The 17,931-nt window shown below is 71.7% G+C and carries 11 protein-coding genes; all 11 read right to left on the minus strand.

Annotated features, from left to right (window positions below; genetic code table 11):
- Nucleotides 1–143 precede the first annotated feature (143 nt).
- Nucleotides 144–1,226 carry an ABC transporter permease gene (locus ACFVN3_RS19220; protein WP_378234588.1) on the minus strand — a complete coding sequence of 361 codons (1,083 nt, stop codon included), beginning with the start codon at nucleotides 1,224–1,226 and terminating at the stop codon, nucleotides 144–146.
- The gene (locus ACFVN3_RS19225; RefSeq protein WP_047234093.1) at nucleotides 1,223–2,269 is read right to left on the minus strand and encodes an ABC transporter permease; all 1,047 of its coding nucleotides are present in this window, start codon (nucleotides 2,267–2,269) and stop codon (nucleotides 1,223–1,225) included. The genes ACFVN3_RS19220 and ACFVN3_RS19225 overlap by 4 nt, the downstream gene beginning before the upstream one ends.
- Nucleotides 2,266–3,918 carry a sugar ABC transporter ATP-binding protein gene (locus tag ACFVN3_RS19230; RefSeq protein ID WP_378234590.1) on the minus strand — a complete coding sequence of 551 codons (1,653 nt, stop codon included), beginning with the start codon at nucleotides 3,916–3,918 and terminating at the stop codon, nucleotides 2,266–2,268. Before ACFVN3_RS19230 ends, ACFVN3_RS19225 begins: the two co-directional genes overlap by 4 nt.
- Complete coding sequence (locus tag ACFVN3_RS19235) at nucleotides 3,915–5,162, minus strand: Gfo/Idh/MocA family protein (RefSeq protein ID WP_378234591.1); 1,248 nt, start codon at nucleotides 5,160–5,162, stop codon at nucleotides 3,915–3,917. Before ACFVN3_RS19235 ends, ACFVN3_RS19230 begins: the two co-directional genes overlap by 4 nt.
- 272 nt (nucleotides 5,163–5,434) lie before the next feature.
- A complete protein-coding gene (locus tag ACFVN3_RS19240) occupies nucleotides 5,435–6,436 on the minus strand; it encodes a sugar phosphate isomerase/epimerase (protein WP_053369958.1) in 1,002 nt (333 codons plus the stop codon).
- A gap of 41 nt (nucleotides 6,437–6,477) precedes the next feature.
- On the minus strand, nucleotides 6,478–7,200 hold the full coding sequence (locus ACFVN3_RS19245) for a hypothetical protein (protein WP_378234592.1): 723 nt from the start codon (nucleotides 7,198–7,200) through the stop codon (nucleotides 6,478–6,480).
- A 256-nt stretch (nucleotides 7,201–7,456) separates the two neighbouring features.
- Nucleotides 7,457–12,442, minus strand: a complete 4,986-nt coding sequence (locus ACFVN3_RS19250; RefSeq protein ID WP_378234594.1) for a ThuA domain-containing protein — start codon at nucleotides 12,440–12,442, stop codon at nucleotides 7,457–7,459.
- 280 nt (nucleotides 12,443–12,722) lie between these two features.
- Nucleotides 12,723–13,895 carry a Gfo/Idh/MocA family protein gene (locus tag ACFVN3_RS19255; RefSeq protein ID WP_378234595.1) on the minus strand — a complete coding sequence of 391 codons (1,173 nt, stop codon included), beginning with the start codon at nucleotides 13,893–13,895 and terminating at the stop codon, nucleotides 12,723–12,725.
- Nucleotides 13,896–14,005: 110 nt separating this feature from the next.
- Nucleotides 14,006–15,073, minus strand: coding sequence for a substrate-binding domain-containing protein (locus ACFVN3_RS19260; RefSeq protein WP_378234596.1), 1,068 nt, complete (start codon nucleotides 15,071–15,073; stop codon nucleotides 14,006–14,008).
- Between the two features lie 100 nt (nucleotides 15,074–15,173).
- Nucleotides 15,174–16,187 (minus strand): ABC transporter permease, encoded by a 1,014-nt coding sequence (locus ACFVN3_RS19265; protein ID WP_378234611.1) that lies wholly within the window; start codon nucleotides 16,185–16,187, stop codon nucleotides 15,174–15,176.
- A gap of 23 nt (nucleotides 16,188–16,210) precedes the next feature.
- The gene (locus tag ACFVN3_RS19270; RefSeq protein WP_378234598.1) at nucleotides 16,211–17,731 is read right to left on the minus strand and encodes a sugar ABC transporter ATP-binding protein; all 1,521 of its coding nucleotides are present in this window, start codon (nucleotides 17,729–17,731) and stop codon (nucleotides 16,211–16,213) included.
- Nucleotides 17,732–17,931: the final 200 nt, after the last annotated feature.

A 17,931-nucleotide genomic window follows, 5' to 3' on the forward strand; every position in this document is an offset into this window, starting at 1 on the left:
CTTCTCTCCTTGGGGGTGAGACGTCGTCGTCCCGCAGCGTGCGGGGGAAGGGGGTACAGCTCGGAAGGGTGGGGACTTCTTCTGGGGGTCGTGCTCGGTCGTGGTCGACGGCGCGCGGGAGCAGGTCCCGCCGGCGCGAGGGGCTAGGCGTTCGCGGGGGCGGGCTCCTTCGGTGCGGTGGTCGGGCCCGCGGCAGGCGGGACGTCGGGGGTGGACGTGCGGCGCCGCGACCGGCGCGGCAGCGCGGCGTAGGCGACGGCCGCGATGATGATCACGCCCTGGATCGCCGGACGGATCGTCGACGGGAGGCTGAGCTGGTTGAACAGCGTGAACAGCGCCTCGAGCGTGAGCGCGCCGGCCATCGCGGCGATCACGGTGCCCCGCCCGCCGCCGAGCACGACGCCCCCGAGCACGACGGCCGTGATGGCCATGAACTCCAGGCCCTGCCCGACCTGCGCGGTGACGCCCGCGTAGCCGCCGATGAGGATCGCCGCGACGGTCGCCATGAAGCCCGAGAGGAGGAAGGCACGCGTGCGCACCCACCAGACCGAGCTCCCGGCGTAGCCGGCCGCGACGTCGTTGTCGCCCGTGGCGACGAGCGTGCGGCCGAACGGCCGGCGCATGAGCAGGGCGGCGAGGACGCCGAGGACCACGACGATCAGCAGCGCGTACGGCACCTGGAACTGGCCCGGGGTGTCGGGGATGCCCCCGCGACCCCACTGCCGGAAGCCGTCGGTCAGCGCGCCCGTGGGGGCGCCGCCCGTCCAGAGCCGGATCGCGCCGTAGAGCACGAGCATCATGCCCAGCGTCGTGATGAACGACGGCACCTTGAGGAGCGTCGTCACGAGGCCGTTGACGAGCCCGACCGCGAGGCCGAACACGATCATGAGCGCCATGACGGGCCACGTCATCGAGTCCTCGCCGTCCATGAGCTTCGCCGCGATGACGACCTGGGCGCCGACGAGGGAGCCGACCGAGAGGTCGAACTCGCCCGAGACGATGACGAAGTACTGCCCGATGGCGAGGATGACGAGCGGAGCCGCCTTCTTGACGAAGGCCATGAGCGACATGGGCTCGCCGAACGATGGGTTCATCACGAGGATGACCGCGAAGACGAGCACGAGCAGCGCGAACACGGTCCAGCTCCCGCCGGCGGTGAGGCGCTCGAGCCAGCCGGCCCGCGGCGCGCGCGCGGGGATCGTCCGGCGCGTGGTGTCGGTGGTCATGCGGACGCACCTCCGGTGCGGGTCGGGCGGAAGCGGGCCCGGCTGCTCGCCGGGTCGATCTGGCGCCGGGCGTACAGGGCGACCGCGGCGATGATGATGACGCCGCGCAGCACGTCCTTGAAGAACGGGTCGACGTCGAGCACGTTGAACACCGTGTCGAGCACGGCGAGGATGAGCACGCCGCCCACCGTCCCGACGATCGAGCCGCGCCCGCCCATGAGGAGCGTTCCGCCCAGCACGACGGCGGCGATCGAGTCGAGGTCGAGCCCGTAGGAGTACACGAGCGCGTTGCCGGTGCCGAAGCGCGCGGCGATGAGCAGGCCGGCGACGCCCGCGCACACCGAGCACAGCACGTGCGCGAGGATCAGTGTCCGGTCGGTCCGGATGCCCGAGAGCCGCGCGACGTCGGTGTTCCCGCCGACGGCGAACATGTGGTACCCGGGCCGGGTGCGCGTGAGGAGCACGACGCCCACGGCCGCGACGAGCAGCATGACGATCGTCGAGACCGGCACCGGGCCGACGCGCGTGTACCCGAACATCTGGAACGAGGCGGGCACCTCCCCCGCCGGGCCCTTGAACTGCGTGTCGAGGTAGCCCTTGATGATGAGGCCGACGCCGAGCGTCGCGATGAAGGCGTTGACGCGGAGCTTCGCGATGACGAGCCCGTTGACCAGGCCGACGACCGCCGCGACGCCCACCGCCGCGAGGACGCCGAGCCAGACGCGCGAGGGGTCGCCCGCCATGGTCGTCGCGCCGACGATCGAGCTGAGCGCGACGACGTACCCGACGGACAGGTCGAGCGACTTGCACAGGATCGCGAACGTCTGCCCGATCGCGACGAACCCGAGCAGGCTCGTCTGCGTGAGCATGTACGCCGTGTTCGCGGTGCTGAACAGGTTGCCGCCGCCGACGGCGACGAGGACGCCGGCGATCACGAGGATCCCGACGAGGGCGAGATAGACGATCTCCGTCGACCCCAGGCGGCGCCGGCGCGCGGGGGCGCGGCGCGCGGTGGGGGCGGCGGTCGCGACCGCGGTGCTCATCGGTCCTCCTGCGGGCCGTCGGTGTCGGTGTCGTGCGGGCTGCCGGGCTCGGCGCCGGGGAGGTCGTCGGCGTCCGCGAGGGCGGCGAGGTCGACCTGGACGTGCTCGCCCGACGTGTCCTCCCCCGCGCCGGTGGCGAGGGCCATCACGGTCTCCTCGTCGCTGCCGGCGGGGAGCTCGCCCGCGAGGCGGCCGTCGCGCATGACCAGCACGCGGTCCGCCATCGCGACGACCTCGGGGAGCTCGGACGAGATGAACAGCACGGCGACGCCGCTCGCGGTGAGCTCGCGCATGAGGTCGTAGACGGCGCGCTTGGCGCCGACGTCGATGCCGCGGGTCGGCTCGTCGAGCACGATCACCTGCGGGTCGGTGACCAGCCACTTCGCGAGGACGACCTTCTGCTGGTTGCCGCCGGACAGGTACTGGACCTCGGCCTCCTGCGAGCTCGCGACGAGCTCCAACGAGGAGAGGATGCCGGGGATGCGCTTCGCGCGCCGGTCCGCCTGGCCGGGCACGACGGCGTCGAGCACGAGCCGCGCGTTCGCGAGGATCGACTGCCCGAGCGCGAGGCCCTCCGCCTTGCGGTCCTCGGTCACGAGCGCGAGCCCGGCACGCACCGCCTGGCGCGGCGAGCGCACGTCCGCCGGCTTGCCGCCGACGAGCACGCGGCCGCGCGTGAAGCCCGCGATGCCGAAGATGCCGTGCGCGATCTCGGTGCGGCCCGAGCCCTGGAGACCGGCGAGCGCGACGATCTCGCCCGCCCGCACCTCGAGCGACACGTCGTCGACCTGCGTGTTGCCCACGCCCTCGAGCGCGAGGCGCACCTCGCCCGGGACGGTCGAGGGGTCCTTGTCCGGGAAGTACCCGGCGAAGTCGCGGCCGACCATGGTGCGCACGAGCCCGTCGGGGTCGATGTCCGCCGTCGGGGTCGTCAGGACGTGGTTGCCGTCCTTGAGCACCGTGATCGTGTCGCAGAGGTCGAAGATCTCCTTGAGGCGGTGCGACACGTAGAGGATCGCGACGCCGCGCTCCTTGAGCCGGTGGACGAGCTCGTAGAGCAGCTCGACCTCCTGGTCGGCGAGGGCGGCCGTGGGCTCGTCCATCGAGATGATGCGCGCGTCGTACGACACGGCCTTGACGATCTCGACGATCTGCTGCTGGGCGACCGAGAGCGAACCGACGCGCGTCCACGACGCGAGGCCGGTGAGGCCCAGGTCGGCGAGGAGCGCCGTGGTGTCCGCGTGCATGCGGCGGCGGTCGACGAGCCCCGCACGGCGCGGCTCGCGACCGAGGTAGACGTTCTCGGCGACCGAGCGCTCGGGCAGGAGGTTGAACTCCTGGAAGACGGTCGAGACTCCCGCGTGCTGCGCGGCGAGGGGCGACGCGAAGGTCGTGGTCTGCCCGTCGAGCTCGATGGTGCCCGCGTCGGGGCGGTGCACGCCCGCGATGATCTTCATGAGCGTCGACTTGCCCGCGCCGTTCTCGCCGACGAGCGCGTGGACCTCGCCCGGCCGCACGTCGAGGTCGATGCCGCGCAGCACGGAGTTGCCGAAGAACTCCTTGCCGATGCCGCGCAGCCGCAGGATCGGCTCGTCGCCACCCTCCCCCGCCGCCGGCGGCCGGGGCTCGCGCGTGGTCGTCGCGGTCATGCCGGTACCTCCACCCAGCCGCCCGAGCGCACCGACTCGCTCACGGCGGCGGCGAGGCGGGCGGCGCGCAGGCCGTCGTCGAACGTGGGCAGGCCGTCCGGGACGCTGCCGCCGATCGCCGTCGCCGTGTCGGCGACGAGCGCGTCGAAGCAGTCCTGGTAGCCCTGCGCGTGCCCGGCGGGCAGGCGCGAGTAGCGGGCGGCGGCCGCGGAGAGCGCCTCGGGGTCGCGCACGAGGAGGCGCGACACGTCGCGGCGGCCCTCCCACAGCGTCTCGGGCTGCTCCTGGTCGAACGACAGCGTCGACTCCGAGCCCGAGATCTCCAGGTACAGCCGGTTCTTGCGGCCCGCCGACACCTGGGAGATGACCGCGGTCCCGAGCGCCCCGCCGTCCGTCGCGTACTGGAGCGTGACCGCGTCCTCGGTCGCCACCTCGTGCACGACGCCGTCCGCCCCCCGACGACGCGGGTTGACGGTGGCCGACTGCGCGACGAGCCGGGCGATGCGGTGCCCGGTGGTGAACTCGAGCAGGTCGCAGAAGTGGGACCCGATGTCGCCGAAGGCCCGGCTCGCGCCGCCGAGCGCGGGATCGACGCGCCAGTTGTCGTCCGACTCCCGCAGGAGCCAGTCCTGAAGGTAGGAGCCGTGCACGAGCGAGATGGTGCCGACCTCGCCCTGGCGCACGCGCTCGCGCGCCTCGCGCACCATCGCGTGGAACCGGTAGGTGAACGGCACGACGGTGACCCGGCCGTCGGCGGCGCGCGCCTCGGCGGCCAGCGCCGCGAGCTCGACCGCGCCCTCGACGTCGGTCGCGAGCGGCTTCTCGCACACGACGTGCTTGCCCGCCGCGAGCGCGGCGCGGGCGAGCGGGACGTGCAGGTGGTTGGGCGTGCACACGTGCACGACGTCGACCTCGGGGTCCGCGAGCAGCTCCTCCGCGGTGGCGACGGCACGCTCGGCGCCGAGGCCCGGCGCCGCCGCGCGGGCGATCTCGAGGTCCGCGGCCGCGACGCTCACGACCCGTCCGCCACCGGTGCGCACGGCGCGCGCGTGGACGCCGCCCATGAAGCCCGCACCGAGGATCCCCGCGCGGTAGCCGACGGCCGGCAGGCCGCCCTCGTCCGGGGTGCTGGCGGGGAAGGTGCTCCGGGCGGCAGGGGCCCCTGTGGTGGTCGCTCCCGGGAGGGGCGTACCCGGGTCCAGCACCGGGGTACGCACGTCCTGCGCGACGTCGTCGGCTCGCATGGATGACAACGTAGGGGCACTTCTGTCGAGCGTCAAGCAAAAGCCGAACATCAATCGTCACGGTTATATAACCCAAGCCGCAAAACAAATGTGAAGGATCACATGGGCCCTGCCTGCGGAGACGCCCGCTGCGCGCGGCGCAGGCACGGGCGGCCTGCCGGACGCGGGCACGCCACCGCCCCCGGCCGTCGAGGGCCGGGGGCGGTGGCGTGTCGGACTGTTCTCCCCCACCCGCCGGCCGGCCGAGCCGGCCGACGGGGAGACTGCGCCTGCTACTTGGTCGAGAACGCGGCGTCGAACGCCGCGTCCGGGGCGTCGAACGCGTACTTCTTGACGAACTCGAGGGCCTCCGGCGCGCCGACCAGGCGGTCCATGCCGGCGTCCTCCCACTCCACGGAGATGGGGCCCTCGTAGCCGATCGTGTTGAGCATGCGGAAGGCGTCCTCCCACGGCACGTCGCCGTGGCCCGTCGAGATGAAGTCCCAGCCGCGGCGCGGGTCCGCCCAGGCCAGGTGCGAGCCCATGCGCCCGTTGCGGCCGTTGTGCATCCGCTTCTTCGTGTCCTTGCAGTCCACGTGGTAGATGCGGTCCTTGAAGTCCCACAGGAAGCTCACCGGGTCGAGGTCCTGCCACACCATGTGGCTCGGGTCCCAGTTGAGGCCGAACGCCTCGCGGTGCCCGATCGCCTCGAGCGTACGGACGGTCGTCCAGTAGTCGTACGCGATCTCGCTCGGGTGCACCTCGTGGGCGAACTTCACGCCGACCTCGTCGAAGACGTCGAGGATCGGGTTCCACCGGTCGGCGAAGTCCTGGTAGCCGGCGTCGATCGCCTCCTGGGAGACCGGCGGGAACATCGCGACGTACTTCCAGATCGCCGAGCCCGTGAAGCCCACGACGGTCTTCACGCCCAGCTTCGCGGCGAGCCGCGCGGTGTGCTTCATCTCCTCGGCGGCGCGCTGGCGCACGCCCTCGGGGTCGCCGTCGCCCCACACCACGTCCGGGAGGATGTCGCGGTGGCGCTGGTCGATCGGGTCGTCGCAGACGGCCTGGCCCTTGAGGTGGTTCGAGATCGCGTAGACCTTGAGGTCGTACTTGGCGAGGAGGTCGAGCTTGCCCTGGACGTACTCGTCGTCGTCCCAGCGCCACGGGTCGAGGTGGTCTCCCCAGCAGGCGATCTCCAGCCCGTCGTAGCCCCAGCCGGACGCGAGCCGCGCCACCTCCTCGAACGGCAGGTCGGCCCACTGCCCGGTGAAGAGGGTGATCGGTCGTGCCATGGTCGTGTCTCCTTCGGTCGTTCTCGGTATCGCGCCCGGGGTCACCGGGCGGACGTGCTGGTCAGGGAGCGGGGCTTGCCGTCCGACGACTCGTCGGCTGCGGCAGCGCGCGAGCGGCGGCGGAGGACGACGTAGCCGCCGGCGAGGAGGAGCACGGCGACCACGGCGACGGCGATCCACACGCCGGCGCCGCCGCCGGTCGACTCCTCGGCCGTGGTGCCGGGCCCGTCCGCCGCGGTGGCGTCGTCCTCGGCGCCCGTGCCGGCCGAAGCGTCCTCGGCACCGGCCGCGGCCTCGTCGTCCGCGTCCGGGGCCGGCTCGGGCAGGGGCACGACGTCGACCTGCGCGGACGCGGTCGCCTCGGACGGGTGCGTGATCTTGGCGGTGAGGGTCCAGTTGCCCTCGGCGAGGACGCCGGGCTCGGACGTGTACCAGCCGACGCCTTCCGACGCCGACGAGAGGGTGAGGGGGCCGACCGTCTCGCCGTCCGCGGACTCCGCCGTCACGGAGACGTCGGCCGCCTCCTCGACCGGGTGGCCGTCGAGCTTCCAGGTCAGGTTGGCGGAGATGCCGCCCTCACCGTCGGTGCCGAGGGAGATCACGACGTCGCCGCCGTGCGCGGCCGCCGGGGCCGCGACGCCCAGCAGCGCGACGACGGCGCCGAGCAGCACGCCGAGCACCGCGGAGAGAAGAGCGCGCGCCCCGACCCGGGATCGGGTGCTGGAGCGGGTGGTGCCGCTGGGCTGCGCAGACGTACTGGACATCGGGTCATCACCTCGTCGTGGTCCGTGTGGTGGCTCCGGGGCCGACGGCGGTCGTCGGTCCCCGGGGTGCCCCGGCGCCGGGCCGGAGCGCCCGTTCCCGGGCGCCGGGGCCGGAGACCCGGAGGTCCCCGTCGTGCTCGTCGTGCGGGCAGCGTACGGTCGGCCCGGCCGATGGGCCGCCCGTCCGCCGAGCGCCCGCACGCCGAGCGCGGTGCCCGGCGGGCCGGTGCTCAGGGCACCGACCCGCCGGAACCTGTCAGGAGCAGGCCCGGGCGGCGTAGTCCGCCGTCCCGGAGAACGTCCTCCCCTCGGCGTCGGTCGCGGTCACCGTCACGGTGCCCGCGTCCACCCCTGCGGCACGCGACGCGAACGACTGGTAGGCGTTCGCCCCGGGCGCCACGTCCGCGAACTCCTTCGACCCGTACGGGGTCTCGAGAGTGATCGCGAGCGGCACGGCGTCGTCGTTCGCCGCGCGGACCGCGACGAACACCTTGCCGGCCATGCAGCGCGTCTCCGCGGTGATGGTCACCGCGATCGGCTCGGCCTCGTCGCCGACCACCCGGAAGTAGTCGAACGACGCGGGTGCGCCCGTGGCAGCCGACGCACCGAGCGCGAAGAGCCCGACCTGGGCGTCCGCCGCGGCGGCGTTGGTCACGCTCTGGTCGAACGTGGTCCACGTCTCGCCGTCGGCGCTGTACGCGCCGGTGAACGTGTCACCGGAGCGCGTCAGGCGCAGGTGCCAGACCGTCTCGGCCAGGCTCGCCGTCTGCGGCTGCGGGTCCTGGACGACCCCGCCGACCTCGCTGCGCAGCTCGATCCGGGCGTTCTTGGCCTGACCCGCCTGGTTGTCGACCACGTAGTCGAGCTTGACGTAGTTGTCGTCGTCCCCGTACACGATCAGACCGCCCTGCTGGTACTGGCGGTCGAACGCGGAGCCGTCGACCTTGGTCTCGACCGTCCACTCGTCGCCCGGCTGCTCCTGGAGCAGGATGTTCGGCACGGCCGTGTTGCCCGTCCCGTAGATGTCGGTCGGGGTCGTGTCGATCTGGAGCGAGCCGTCCGCCACGCGGTAGCCGGTCGGGTCCTCGCGGACGATCGACCAGCGGCACGCGTCGAGGGCGCTGCCGTCGAACTCGTCGTCCGGCCCGGGGGCGGACGCCGTGTCGTCGGGCGTGATGGAGAACCAGTCGAACTCGGCGTCGACCACGGGCGCGGCGGTGCCGTTCCCCTTGAGCGACACGAGGCCGATCTTCGCGTTCTCCAGGTCGGCGATCGACTTGGTCTCCGACATCGTCGTGAAGTCGACGCCGTCGGCCGAGTACGCCGCCTGGAGGTTCTCGCCGTTGCTGACGAACCGGACGTAGACCGTGTCCGGGTAGGCGGCGCCGAGGGCGGCGGTGTTGGAGGCACCGACCTCGTTGGGCTGAGCGTTCTCCTCACGGATGAACTGGAAGATGCGCGTCGCCGGGTCTGCGGGGTTGGAGCGTCCCTGCAGCACCATCTTCGCGTAGTTGTCCTGGTCCTCCCAGATCAGCAGGCCTGCCTGCTGGTACTGCTGGCGAGCCGGCAGCGTGAGCTTGGCCGTGGCCGTGAACGGCCCGTCCGGAAGGTCCTGGAGCACCAGGTTCGGCACCGTGGTGTTGTCGGTGCCGTAGAAGTCGGTCGCCGTCGTCGGGATGACGAGGTGACCGTCGCGCACGGCGAGGTTCTGGTCGCGGTTGGCCACGGTCCAGTGGTCCTCGTCGAGGTCCGTGCCGAGGAAGTCGTCCGAGCGGCCCGAGAAGCACATCCCCGGTCCCGTCTGGGTCTCCTTCACCGTCACGGTCGTGTACTCCACCGAGTACGCGCCGCGCGCGTCCGTGGCCCGCACCTGGAGCCGGTACGTGCCCGGCTGGTCGTACGTGACCTCGAACGAGTCCGTGCCGTCGACGAACCCGTCGCCCAGCCCCGCGTCCCACGCGAACGTGATCGCGTCGTCCTCGGGGTCGGAGGCGGTCGCCGTCGCCGTCACCGTCAGCGGGGCGGTGCCCGTCGTCGGGGTGACGTCGAACGTGTCGATCGTCGGCCGGACGTTGTCCGTCACGCCGCGCCCGTTGACGACCATCCAGTTGACGTTCGACTGGCCGGCGGTCTGGACGAAGTACAGCGTGCCGCTGCCCGACGGGACGTCGTGCAGCTCGGCGGTGACGTCGGTGTAGACCTGCCAGTCGCCCGTCGCCGGGACCGTGACGCTGCCGATCTCCGGGCCCTCGGGGTCGTCCCACCGCAGCGAGATCGGACCGCCGCCGCCCGGCGACGCCGCGCGCAGGGTGATGGAGTCGACGTTCGCGAGCGAGACGGGCTCGTGCGCCCACCAGTCACCGGGCTCGATGAAGCCGATGTTCAGGCCGCCGCCGGCGGAGTCGCCGGTCGTCTCGGTCTGGACGCCGGGGTCGCCCCCGCTCGTGGAGCCGGCGAGGCGGCCCGTCGAGGTGAAGAACTCCGACTGGAGCAGCTTCGGCTGCAGGATCTGCAGGTCGTTCGCCGGGAGCGGCACGCCGACCTCGCCACCGTCGTCGGTGTACATCGCCTCGACCACCCAGAAGATGTTCGACTCGATGCCGTGCCCCTCGTCACGCGCCGTCTGGAGCGTGCCCGAGCAGCCGGAGAGCTCCTCCATGGGGTGGGCGTGCGAGTCGTGGCCGAGCGACGTGAACAGCGTGACGTTGTCGCACGTGACCTCGCCGTCGGGGTCGTCCACGGCGATCTCGTACTTCACCTGGTCGCCCCACTCGAAGAAGCCACCGTTCTCCGGGAACGTGATCGAGACGGTCGGGGCCTGGTTGCCCACGACGACCGACACGTTCGCCACGCCCACGGCGCCGGACTCGTCGGTCGCGACGAGCTGGGCGGTGTAGCTGCCGTTCTCCGTGTACGTGTGCACGGGGTTGGCCTCGGTCGACGGCGCGGAGCCGTCGCCGAAGGTCCACTGCAGCGTGATCGGGTCGCCCGCCGGGTGGCGCGTGCCCTCGGAGGAGAACTGCACCGTCAGCGGCGCGGCGCCGCTCGTCACGTCCGCGCTCGCGCGGGCGATCGGGGCGGGGTCGCCCTGGACGTAGTTGACCTTGTAGACGCCGCTCGAGTCGTTGTTGCCACCGAAGCCCGAGCCCCAGTCGACGACGTACAGCGCGCCGTCAGGACCGAAGTCGAAGTCCATCGGCCGGTCGAAGCCGGCCGAGGGGTCGAAGATCTTCGGCAGGACGCGGTTGATGTCGACGAGGTCGTCGCGCTTCTCGCCGTCGAGCTGGAACGAGTACATCCTGCCCTGGTTCCACTCGCCGAACAGGGCCTTGCCGTCCCAGTACTCCGGCCACTTGACGTCCGAGTCGAGCTCGGCGTCGTACTGGTAGACCGGGCCGCCCATGGGCGCCCCGCCGCCACCGATCTCCGGGAACTCAGGGTTCCCGCCGCCGGTGTACCAGACCTCCGCCTCGATCGCCGGGGGCAGCTGCTGCAGGCCCGTGTTGTTCGGCGAGTTGTTGACGACGCCCGCGGCGCAGTCGAACGCCGCGCCGGACTGGCCGGTCGCGAAGTTGTAGTCGACGTAGCTGTTGTTCGAGCCCGTGCAGTACGGCCAGCCGTAGAAGCCCGGGTCGCTCACGACGTTCCACTCGACCGCGCCGCGCGGCCCGCGCGCCGGGTCGGCCGCGCCGGAGTCGGGACCGTAGTCCGCGACGAGCGCGTTGCCGGTCGTCGGGTCGACGCCGATCCGGAACGGGTTGCGGAAGCCCATCGCGAAGATCTCGGGCTTCGTCTGCGCGGTGCCCGGCGCGAACATGTTGCCCGCGGGGACCGTGTACGTGCCGTCGTCCTCCGGGTGGATCCGCAGGACCTTGCCGCGCAGGTCGTTCGTGTTGGCCGACGTGCGCTGCGCGTCGAAGTTCTGGCGCCCGGCGCGCTCGTCGATCGGCGTGAAGCCGCCCGACTCGAACGGGTTCGTGTTGTCGCCGGTGACGACGAACAGGTTGCCGTCCGCGTCGAACACCATGTCGCCGCCCGCGTGGCAGCACGTCTCGCGCTGCGTCGGGATCTTGAGGACCGCCTTCTCCGAGGCGAGCGAGACCGTCTTCGTCGCCGCGTCGTAGTCGAACCGGGACACCCGGTTGTGCGGGCCGTCAGCACCGACGTCCTGCGGCGACCAGAAGAGGTAGACCCAGCCGTTCGTGGCGAAGTCCGGGTCGAGCACGACACCCGTGAGCCCGTCCTCGTTGGCCTGCGTCACCGCGAGGGTCGCCGCCGTCGTGGTCTGGTTCGTCGCGGGGTCGATCACGCGCACGCGCCCGTCGCGCTCGACGTAGAAGACCGTCCCGTCCGGGGCGACGTCGAGCATCATCGGGTTCGCGGTGTTCTCGTCCAGCGGCACGAGCTCGTAGCTGTCGGACTGCGTGGCGTTGCAGTCGGACGGCACGACGCCCGCGGCGGTCTGGATGCCGCCGAGCAGGTGCTGGAGGAACTCCGGCTCCTGGAACGACTCGTCGGTGTGGCCACCGCCGGTGTACCAGGACCGGCCGCCGTCGTAGACCTGGCACCAGGCCGTCGGGTGGTCGGCGCCCATGGCACCCGAGCCCGCCGAGTACGACGTCTCGTCGAGGCTCGCGAGCACGTGCACCGTGTCGCGCGGGTTGGTGCGGAAGTTGTACCACTCGTCGTAGCGGTCCCAGCGCGAGGGCAGGTGCGCCGTCGACTCGTGCGCGTGGTCCTCGACCTTGATGGTCGCGTCCTGGTTCTGGGGGTGAGCGCTGAAGTACGCGCCGACCAGCCCGCCGTACCAGGGCCAGTCGTACTCGGTGTCGGACGCCGCGTGGATGCCCGCGTACCCGCCCCCGTTCTGGATGTAGCGCTCGAACGCGGCCTGCTGGTCGTCGTTGAGGACGTCACCGGTCGTGGACAGCCACACGACCGCGTCGTACTGCGCGAGGTTCTCGTCCGTGAACGCTCCCGCGTCCTCGGTCGCCGTGACCTCGAAGTTGTTCTCGTCGCCGAGCTGCTGGATCGCCGCGATGCCCGCGGGGATCGACCCGTGGCGGAAGCCACCGGTCTTGCTGAAGACGAGCACGTCGAACGGGACGGTGTCAGCGGCCGTGACGATGGGCGCCGCCGCGACGCCCGCGGGCACCGTCGCGGCACTCGCCGACGTCGCCGCCGCCAGAGTCAGGGGGAGAGCGACCGCTGCCGCGGCAGCCGCCGCGACCGTCCGCCTCATGGCGAGCGATCCTCCTAGCACGTTTCTCACAAGGTCTCCTCGTCGAGATGGGGAATCAGTGCTGCGCTCCGCCGGGTGCCGCCATCGGCCGGCCGCCGTCCCGGGATCTTCTCGACCGACAATTTTGATTGCCCGTCGTACTAAATGCGCGCCATCGCTGCGCGTCCAGCCTCCTTCCTCCAAACCGGTTTCGGCCGGCCGTGCAGCGCTGCAACGGCCGACACCGTCGGGCCGGTGTCCGGGTCAACCCTCCGCCCCGCGGGCCGACCCGGACTCGATACTACGGTTGGACCCAGCCGCCCGACGCCGCGCTCCGCTCGACCGCGTCGAGCACGCGCTGCACCACGAGGCCGTCCGCGAAGGTCGGAGCCGGGTGCGTGCCGGCCGCGATCCCCTCGACGAGGTCGACCGCCTGGTGCGTGAACGCGTGCTCGTACCCGAGCCCGTGGCCCGCGGGCCACCAGTGCGCGACGTAGGCGTGCTCCGGCTCCGTCACGACGATGCGTCGGAAGCCGGCGACGACCGCGTCGTCCGCAGCGTCGAAGAAGTGCAGGACGTTCATGTCCTCGAAGTCGAACGCGACCGAGCCCTTCGAGCCGTTGATCTCGAGGCGGATCGCGTTCTTGCGGCCGTAGGCGAAGCGGGTGGCCTCGAACGTCCCGATGCCCCCGCCGGACAGCCGGGCGAGGAAGACCGCCGCGTCGTCCACCGTGACGGGGCCGCGCTCGGTGCCGCCCTGGCCGGACAGCCCGGCGAACTCCGTCGCGACCGGGCGCTCCTTCACGAAGGTCTCGAGGAGACCCGAGACGTCGGTGATGCGCTCGCCCGTGATGAACTGCGCGAGGTCGATGACGTGGGCGCCGATGTCGCCGAGGGCCCCGCTGCCGGCCTTCGACTTGTCGAGCCGCCACGACAGCGGCGCGTTCTCGTCCGCGATCCAGTCCTGGAGGTACTGCGCGCGGACGTGGCGCACGGTCCCGATGCGTCCGTCGGCGACGAGCTGGCGCGCGAGCTGGATGGCCGGGACGCGGCGGTAGGTGAAGCCCACCATCGCGACCTGACCGCGCGCGGCCGCGGCCTCGGCGGCCGCGACCATCTTCTCGGCCTCGGCGACCGTGTTGGCGAGCGGCTTCTCGCACAGCACGTGCTTGCCCGCCTCGAGTGCCGCGATCGCGATCTCGGCGTGCGTGTCGCCGGGCGTGCACACGTCGACGAGGTCGACGTCGTCCCGCGCGACGAGCGCCTGCCAGCTCGTCTCGGTGGACTCCCAGCCGAGCCGCTCCGCCGCGGCGGCCAGCGCCTCCGGGTTGCGGCCGCCGAGCACCCGCATGCGCGGGTCGAGGGGGAGGTCGAAGAACCGGGGGGCGGTCCGCCATGCCTGCGAGTGCGCTGCCCCCATGAACGAGTACCCGACCATGCCGACGCCGAGCTGCGCGCCGTCGTTTCCTGCCATGACGTTCCTTCCGTGCTTCTCACGGCGCACGCCCACGGTCCGGCCGGGGGTCACCCGGGCGGACCGTGGGCGTGGTCCGCGTGCTTCCTGCGAGGTGCGGGACCGGTCCGTCAGGACTGGAACGCGGTGGGCAGGTACTGGTCGACGTTGTCCTTGGTGACGACCGGCGCGAAGAGCTGGGTCGTGCGCGGCACGCCGGACGACGCGAGGTCGCTCATGCTCTTGTCGTGCGCGACGAGGCGCGCGAGCTTGATGCCGTCCGCGGCCTGGGTCGACGGGTAGACGACGGTCGCCTGGAGGACCGAGTCCTCGGCCTTGATGTGCTCCATGACCTGCTGGGAGCCGGCGCCGCCGACCATGAAGAACTCGTCGCGACCCGCGTTCTCGATCGCGGAGAGCACGCCGACGCCCTGGTCGTCGTCGTGGTTCCAGATGGCGTCGATCTGCGGCGCGGCCTGGAGCAGGTTGGCGGTCGCGGCCTCGCCGCCCTGGACGGTGAAGTCCGCGGCGACGCGGTTGTCGACGTCCAGGCCGCAGTCGCCCAGCGCGTCGGCGAAGCCCTGGCTGCGGTCCTGCGTCAGGGGCAGCGAGTCGATGCCCGCGATCTCGGCGACGACGGCGTCGGGGTTGTCCCCGAGCTGCTCGCAGATGTACTGGCCGGCGCTCACGCCCATGCCGTAGTTGTCGCCGAGGATCGTGGCGCGCGCCGCGAACGGGCTGGAGAACTCGCGGTCGACGTTGATGACGGGGATCCCCGCCTCCATCGCCTTGGTCGCGACCTCGGTGAGCGCGGCGCCGTCGAACGGCAGGAGCACGATCGCGTCGACGCCGTCGTTGATGAAGCCCTCGATCTGGCTGATCTGGACGTTGACGTCGTTCGTGCCGTCGGCGACGCGGAGCTCGACGTCCTCGTACTCGGCGGCCTCGGCCTCGGCGGCGGTCGTGATGGCGCCCATCCAGCCGTGGTCGGCGGCGGGGGCCGAGAAGCCGATGACGATCGGGTCGCCGGGGGCGTCGTTGTCGGAGACGGCCTCGTTCGCGCTCCCGCCACCGCCACCGTCGCCGGTCTCCTCGGTGGTGGGGGTGTTCGACGTGCAGGCCGCGGCGACCAGCGCGATCGAGGCGGCCGAGACCGTCGCGAGCGTGATGCGACGGCGGAGGGTGGTACGTGCGGACATGGGATCTCCTTCGATGCTGTCCTGCTGGAGGAACTCTGCGGAACTGTGGGGTGCTGTCAGTGCTGGTGAGGCACGACGAGGTCGTGCCACGGGTGGGTGGCTAGGTGGTCCGTCGGGAGAGGCGCTGCTGGAGCAGGACGGCGCCGACGATGATCGCGCCCTTGGCGATCTGCTGGACCGAGCTGTCGACGTTGTTGATGATGAACACGTTCGTGAGCGTCGTGAAGATGAGGACGCCCAGGACCGTGCCGACGATCGTGCCGCGGCCACCCACGAGGAGCGTGCCGCCGACGACCACCGCGGCGATCGCGTCGAGCTCGAGGAGCAGGCCGTTGGTCGAGGAGCCCGCGCTCGTACGGGCGAGGATCATGACGCCGGCGATGCCCGCGGTGAGCCCCGAGAGCGCGTAGACGTACATGAGGTGGCGCTTGACCTTGATGCCCGCGAGGCGTGCGGCCTCGGGGTTGCCGCCGACCGCGATCGTCCGGCGGCCGAACGTCGTGCGGTTGAACAGGAACCAGCCGAGCACCGCGACGACCGCGAAGATCCACACGATCTTCGGGACCCCGAGGAGGTTGCCCCGGAAGATGTCGTTGAACGCCGCGACGTCGACGATCTGCGTGCGCTTCTGCGCGATGAGCTCGGCGAGGCCGCGTGCGGCGACGAGCATCGCGAGCGTCGCGATGAACGCCACGACCCTGCCGTAGGCGATGATCAGGCCGTTGAGGAGCCCGGCGCCGATGCCGACCGCGAGCGCGCAGACGACCATGACGACCCATCCGTACGACTGGGTCGCGAGCGTCGTCGCCCAGACGGAGGCGAGCCCGAGCACGGAGCCGACCGACAGGTCGATCCCGCCCGTCGTGATGACGAACGTCATCCCGATGGCCACGACGCCGAGGACCGACCCCAGGCTGAGGATCGTCATGAGGTTGCTGACGCTCAGGAACCGCTCGCCGCCCGTCGCGAAGCCCACGACGCACAGGAGCAGCAGCGCGACGACGAGGCCGATGTTCCGGCCCGCCGCCCCGGACAGGAACCCGCCCGTGCGGCGCTCGCTCGCGGCCTTCTCGACCCGGGCCGACTCGTCGGCGTCCGGCTTTCCCGTCGGCATCGGGGCCGACACCTGCTGCTCGCTCACGCGACACTTCCTTCCATGACCATGTCGAGCACCTGGTGCTCGTCGATGGAGCTCGAGGGCCCCTCGTGCACGACGCGACCCTCGGAGACGACGAGGACGCGGTCGGCGAGGCCGAGGACTTCGGGGATCTCGCTGGACACGACGACGACGGCGGCACCCTCGTCGGCGAGCCTGCGGATGAGGGCGTAGATCTCGGCGCGCGCCCCGACGTCGACGCCGCGCGTGGGCTCGTCGAGGAGCAGGACACGGCAGCCGTGGACGAGCCACCGGGCGAGCATCGCCTTCTGCTGGTTGCCGCCCGAGAGGGTGCGGATCGCGCGGTCGACGCCGGCGGGCCGCAGCTCGAGCGAGTCGGCCTGCTCCTTGGCCGCCTTGCGCTCGGCGCGCTCGTCGAGGAGGCTGAAGCGCGCGAAGCGGGCGAACGTCGAGAGCGTGACGTTGCGGTAGACGGGTTCGTCGAGGAGCAGGCCCTGGCTCTTGCGCTCCTCCGGCGCCAGTCCGATCCCGGCGCCCACGGCAGCGGCCACCGAGCCCGGGCGAAGTCGCTTCGAGTCCACCGTGACCGTGCCCGCGGTCGCCCGTCGCGCGCCGTAGATCGTCTCGATGATCTCGGAGCGGCCCGCGCCGACGAGGCCCGCCAGGCCGACGATCTCCCCGGCGCGGACCCGGAGCGACACGTCCTCGAACACGCCCCGCAGGGCCAGGCCCGCGACGTCGAGCACGAGGGGCGTGTCGTCGTCGATCTCCGGGGAGTCGGGGAAGAGGTACTCGACGGAGCGTCCGGTCATGAGGGTGATGAGCTTCGCCGTCGGCGTCTCGGAGACCGGGAGGTTCTGCGCGACGGTCCGGCCGTCCTTGAGGACGGTGATGCGGTCGCCGATCTCGCGGATCTCCTCGAGCCGGTGCGAGATGTAGACCACCGCGACCCCGGCCTTGGTGAGCTCCTTGACCACGCGGAAGAGGTTGCTCACCTCCTCGGAGTCGAGCACGGCGGACGGCTCGTCCATGATGATGACGCGCGCGTCGTGGGACAGCGCGCGCGCCATGGAGACGATCTGCTTGCCCGCGGCCGAGAGGTGCTCGACCTCCTTGGTCGGCGAGATCTCCGAGTGCCCGAGCCGCTTGAGCAGCTCGCGCGTCTTGCGCACCGCCTCGCGGCGCTGGGAGAACCCGAGCGTCGACAGCTCGTGCCCGAGGTACACGTTCTCCGCGACGGTCAGGCCGTCGACGACGTCGAGCTCCTGGTACATGGTCGCGACGCCGTGCTTCAGCGCGGCGACGGGATCGGAGATGGTGATGGGCTCGCCGTCGAGGAGAATCTGACCCTCGGTGGGCTGGTGGGCACCGGCGAGCACCTTGATGAGGGTGGACTTGCCTGCGCCGTTCTGCCCGAGGAGGCAGTGGACCTCGCCCGGGAGGATCTCGAGATCGACGCCGTCGAGCGCTCGAGCCCCGGGGAAGACCTTGACGATGCCCTGCATCTGCAGGAGCGGCTGGGGAGGGTCTGCGGTGACCATGCGGTGAACCTAGCGGACCTTTTGACGACGGTCAATCATAAGGTCTCGGTCTTTTGCCGCTGTTACAACTTCGTTACCAGCAAAAGTGAGCAGCCCTGGACGCCCGGTGGGAACGCTCCCCCGCGGCGGGGCGAGCCGGGGCGGAGCACGGACGGGGTGACGCCACGACGGGGCGGTGACGAGCCACGACGGGCGGGAAG

The organism is Cellulosimicrobium sp. NPDC057862 (assembly GCF_042797035.1).
Lineage (GTDB): Bacteria > Actinomycetota > Actinomycetes > Actinomycetales > Cellulomonadaceae > Cellulosimicrobium.

What these genes read in the sequence shown, in the direction of transcription:
- ACFVN3_RS19255 (WP_378234595.1), bottom strand. Translation starts at nt 13,895, where the DNA reads ATGGCAGGAAACGACGGCGCGCAGCTCGGCGTCGGCATGGTCGGGTAC.
- ACFVN3_RS19220 (WP_378234588.1), bottom strand. Translation starts at nt 1,226, where the DNA reads ATGACCACCGACACCACGCGCCGGACGATCCCCGCGCGCGCGCCGCGG.
- ACFVN3_RS19235 (WP_378234591.1), bottom strand. Translation starts at nt 5,162, where the DNA reads ATGCGAGCCGACGACGTCGCGCAGGACGTGCGTACCCCGGTGCTGGAC.
- ACFVN3_RS19250 (WP_378234594.1), bottom strand. Translation starts at nt 12,442, where the DNA reads ATGAGGCGGACGGTCGCGGCGGCTGCCGCGGCAGCGGTCGCTCTCCCC.
- ACFVN3_RS19270 (WP_378234598.1), bottom strand. Translation starts at nt 17,731, where the DNA reads ATGGTCACCGCAGACCCTCCCCAGCCGCTCCTGCAGATGCAGGGCATC.
- ACFVN3_RS19225 (WP_047234093.1), bottom strand. Translation starts at nt 2,269, where the DNA reads ATGAGCACCGCGGTCGCGACCGCCGCCCCCACCGCGCGCCGCGCCCCC.
- ACFVN3_RS19245 (WP_378234592.1), bottom strand. Translation starts at nt 7,200, where the DNA reads ATGTCCAGTACGTCTGCGCAGCCCAGCGGCACCACCCGCTCCAGCACC.
- ACFVN3_RS19265 (WP_378234611.1), bottom strand. Translation starts at nt 16,187, where the DNA reads ATGCCGACGGGAAAGCCGGACGCCGACGAGTCGGCCCGGGTCGAGAAG.
- ACFVN3_RS19260 (WP_378234596.1), bottom strand. Translation starts at nt 15,073, where the DNA reads ATGTCCGCACGTACCACCCTCCGCCGTCGCATCACGCTCGCGACGGTC.
- ACFVN3_RS19230 (WP_378234590.1), bottom strand. Translation starts at nt 3,918, where the DNA reads ATGACCGCGACGACCACGCGCGAGCCCCGGCCGCCGGCGGCGGGGGAG.
- ACFVN3_RS19240 (WP_053369958.1), bottom strand. Translation starts at nt 6,436, where the DNA reads ATGGCACGACCGATCACCCTCTTCACCGGGCAGTGGGCCGACCTGCCG.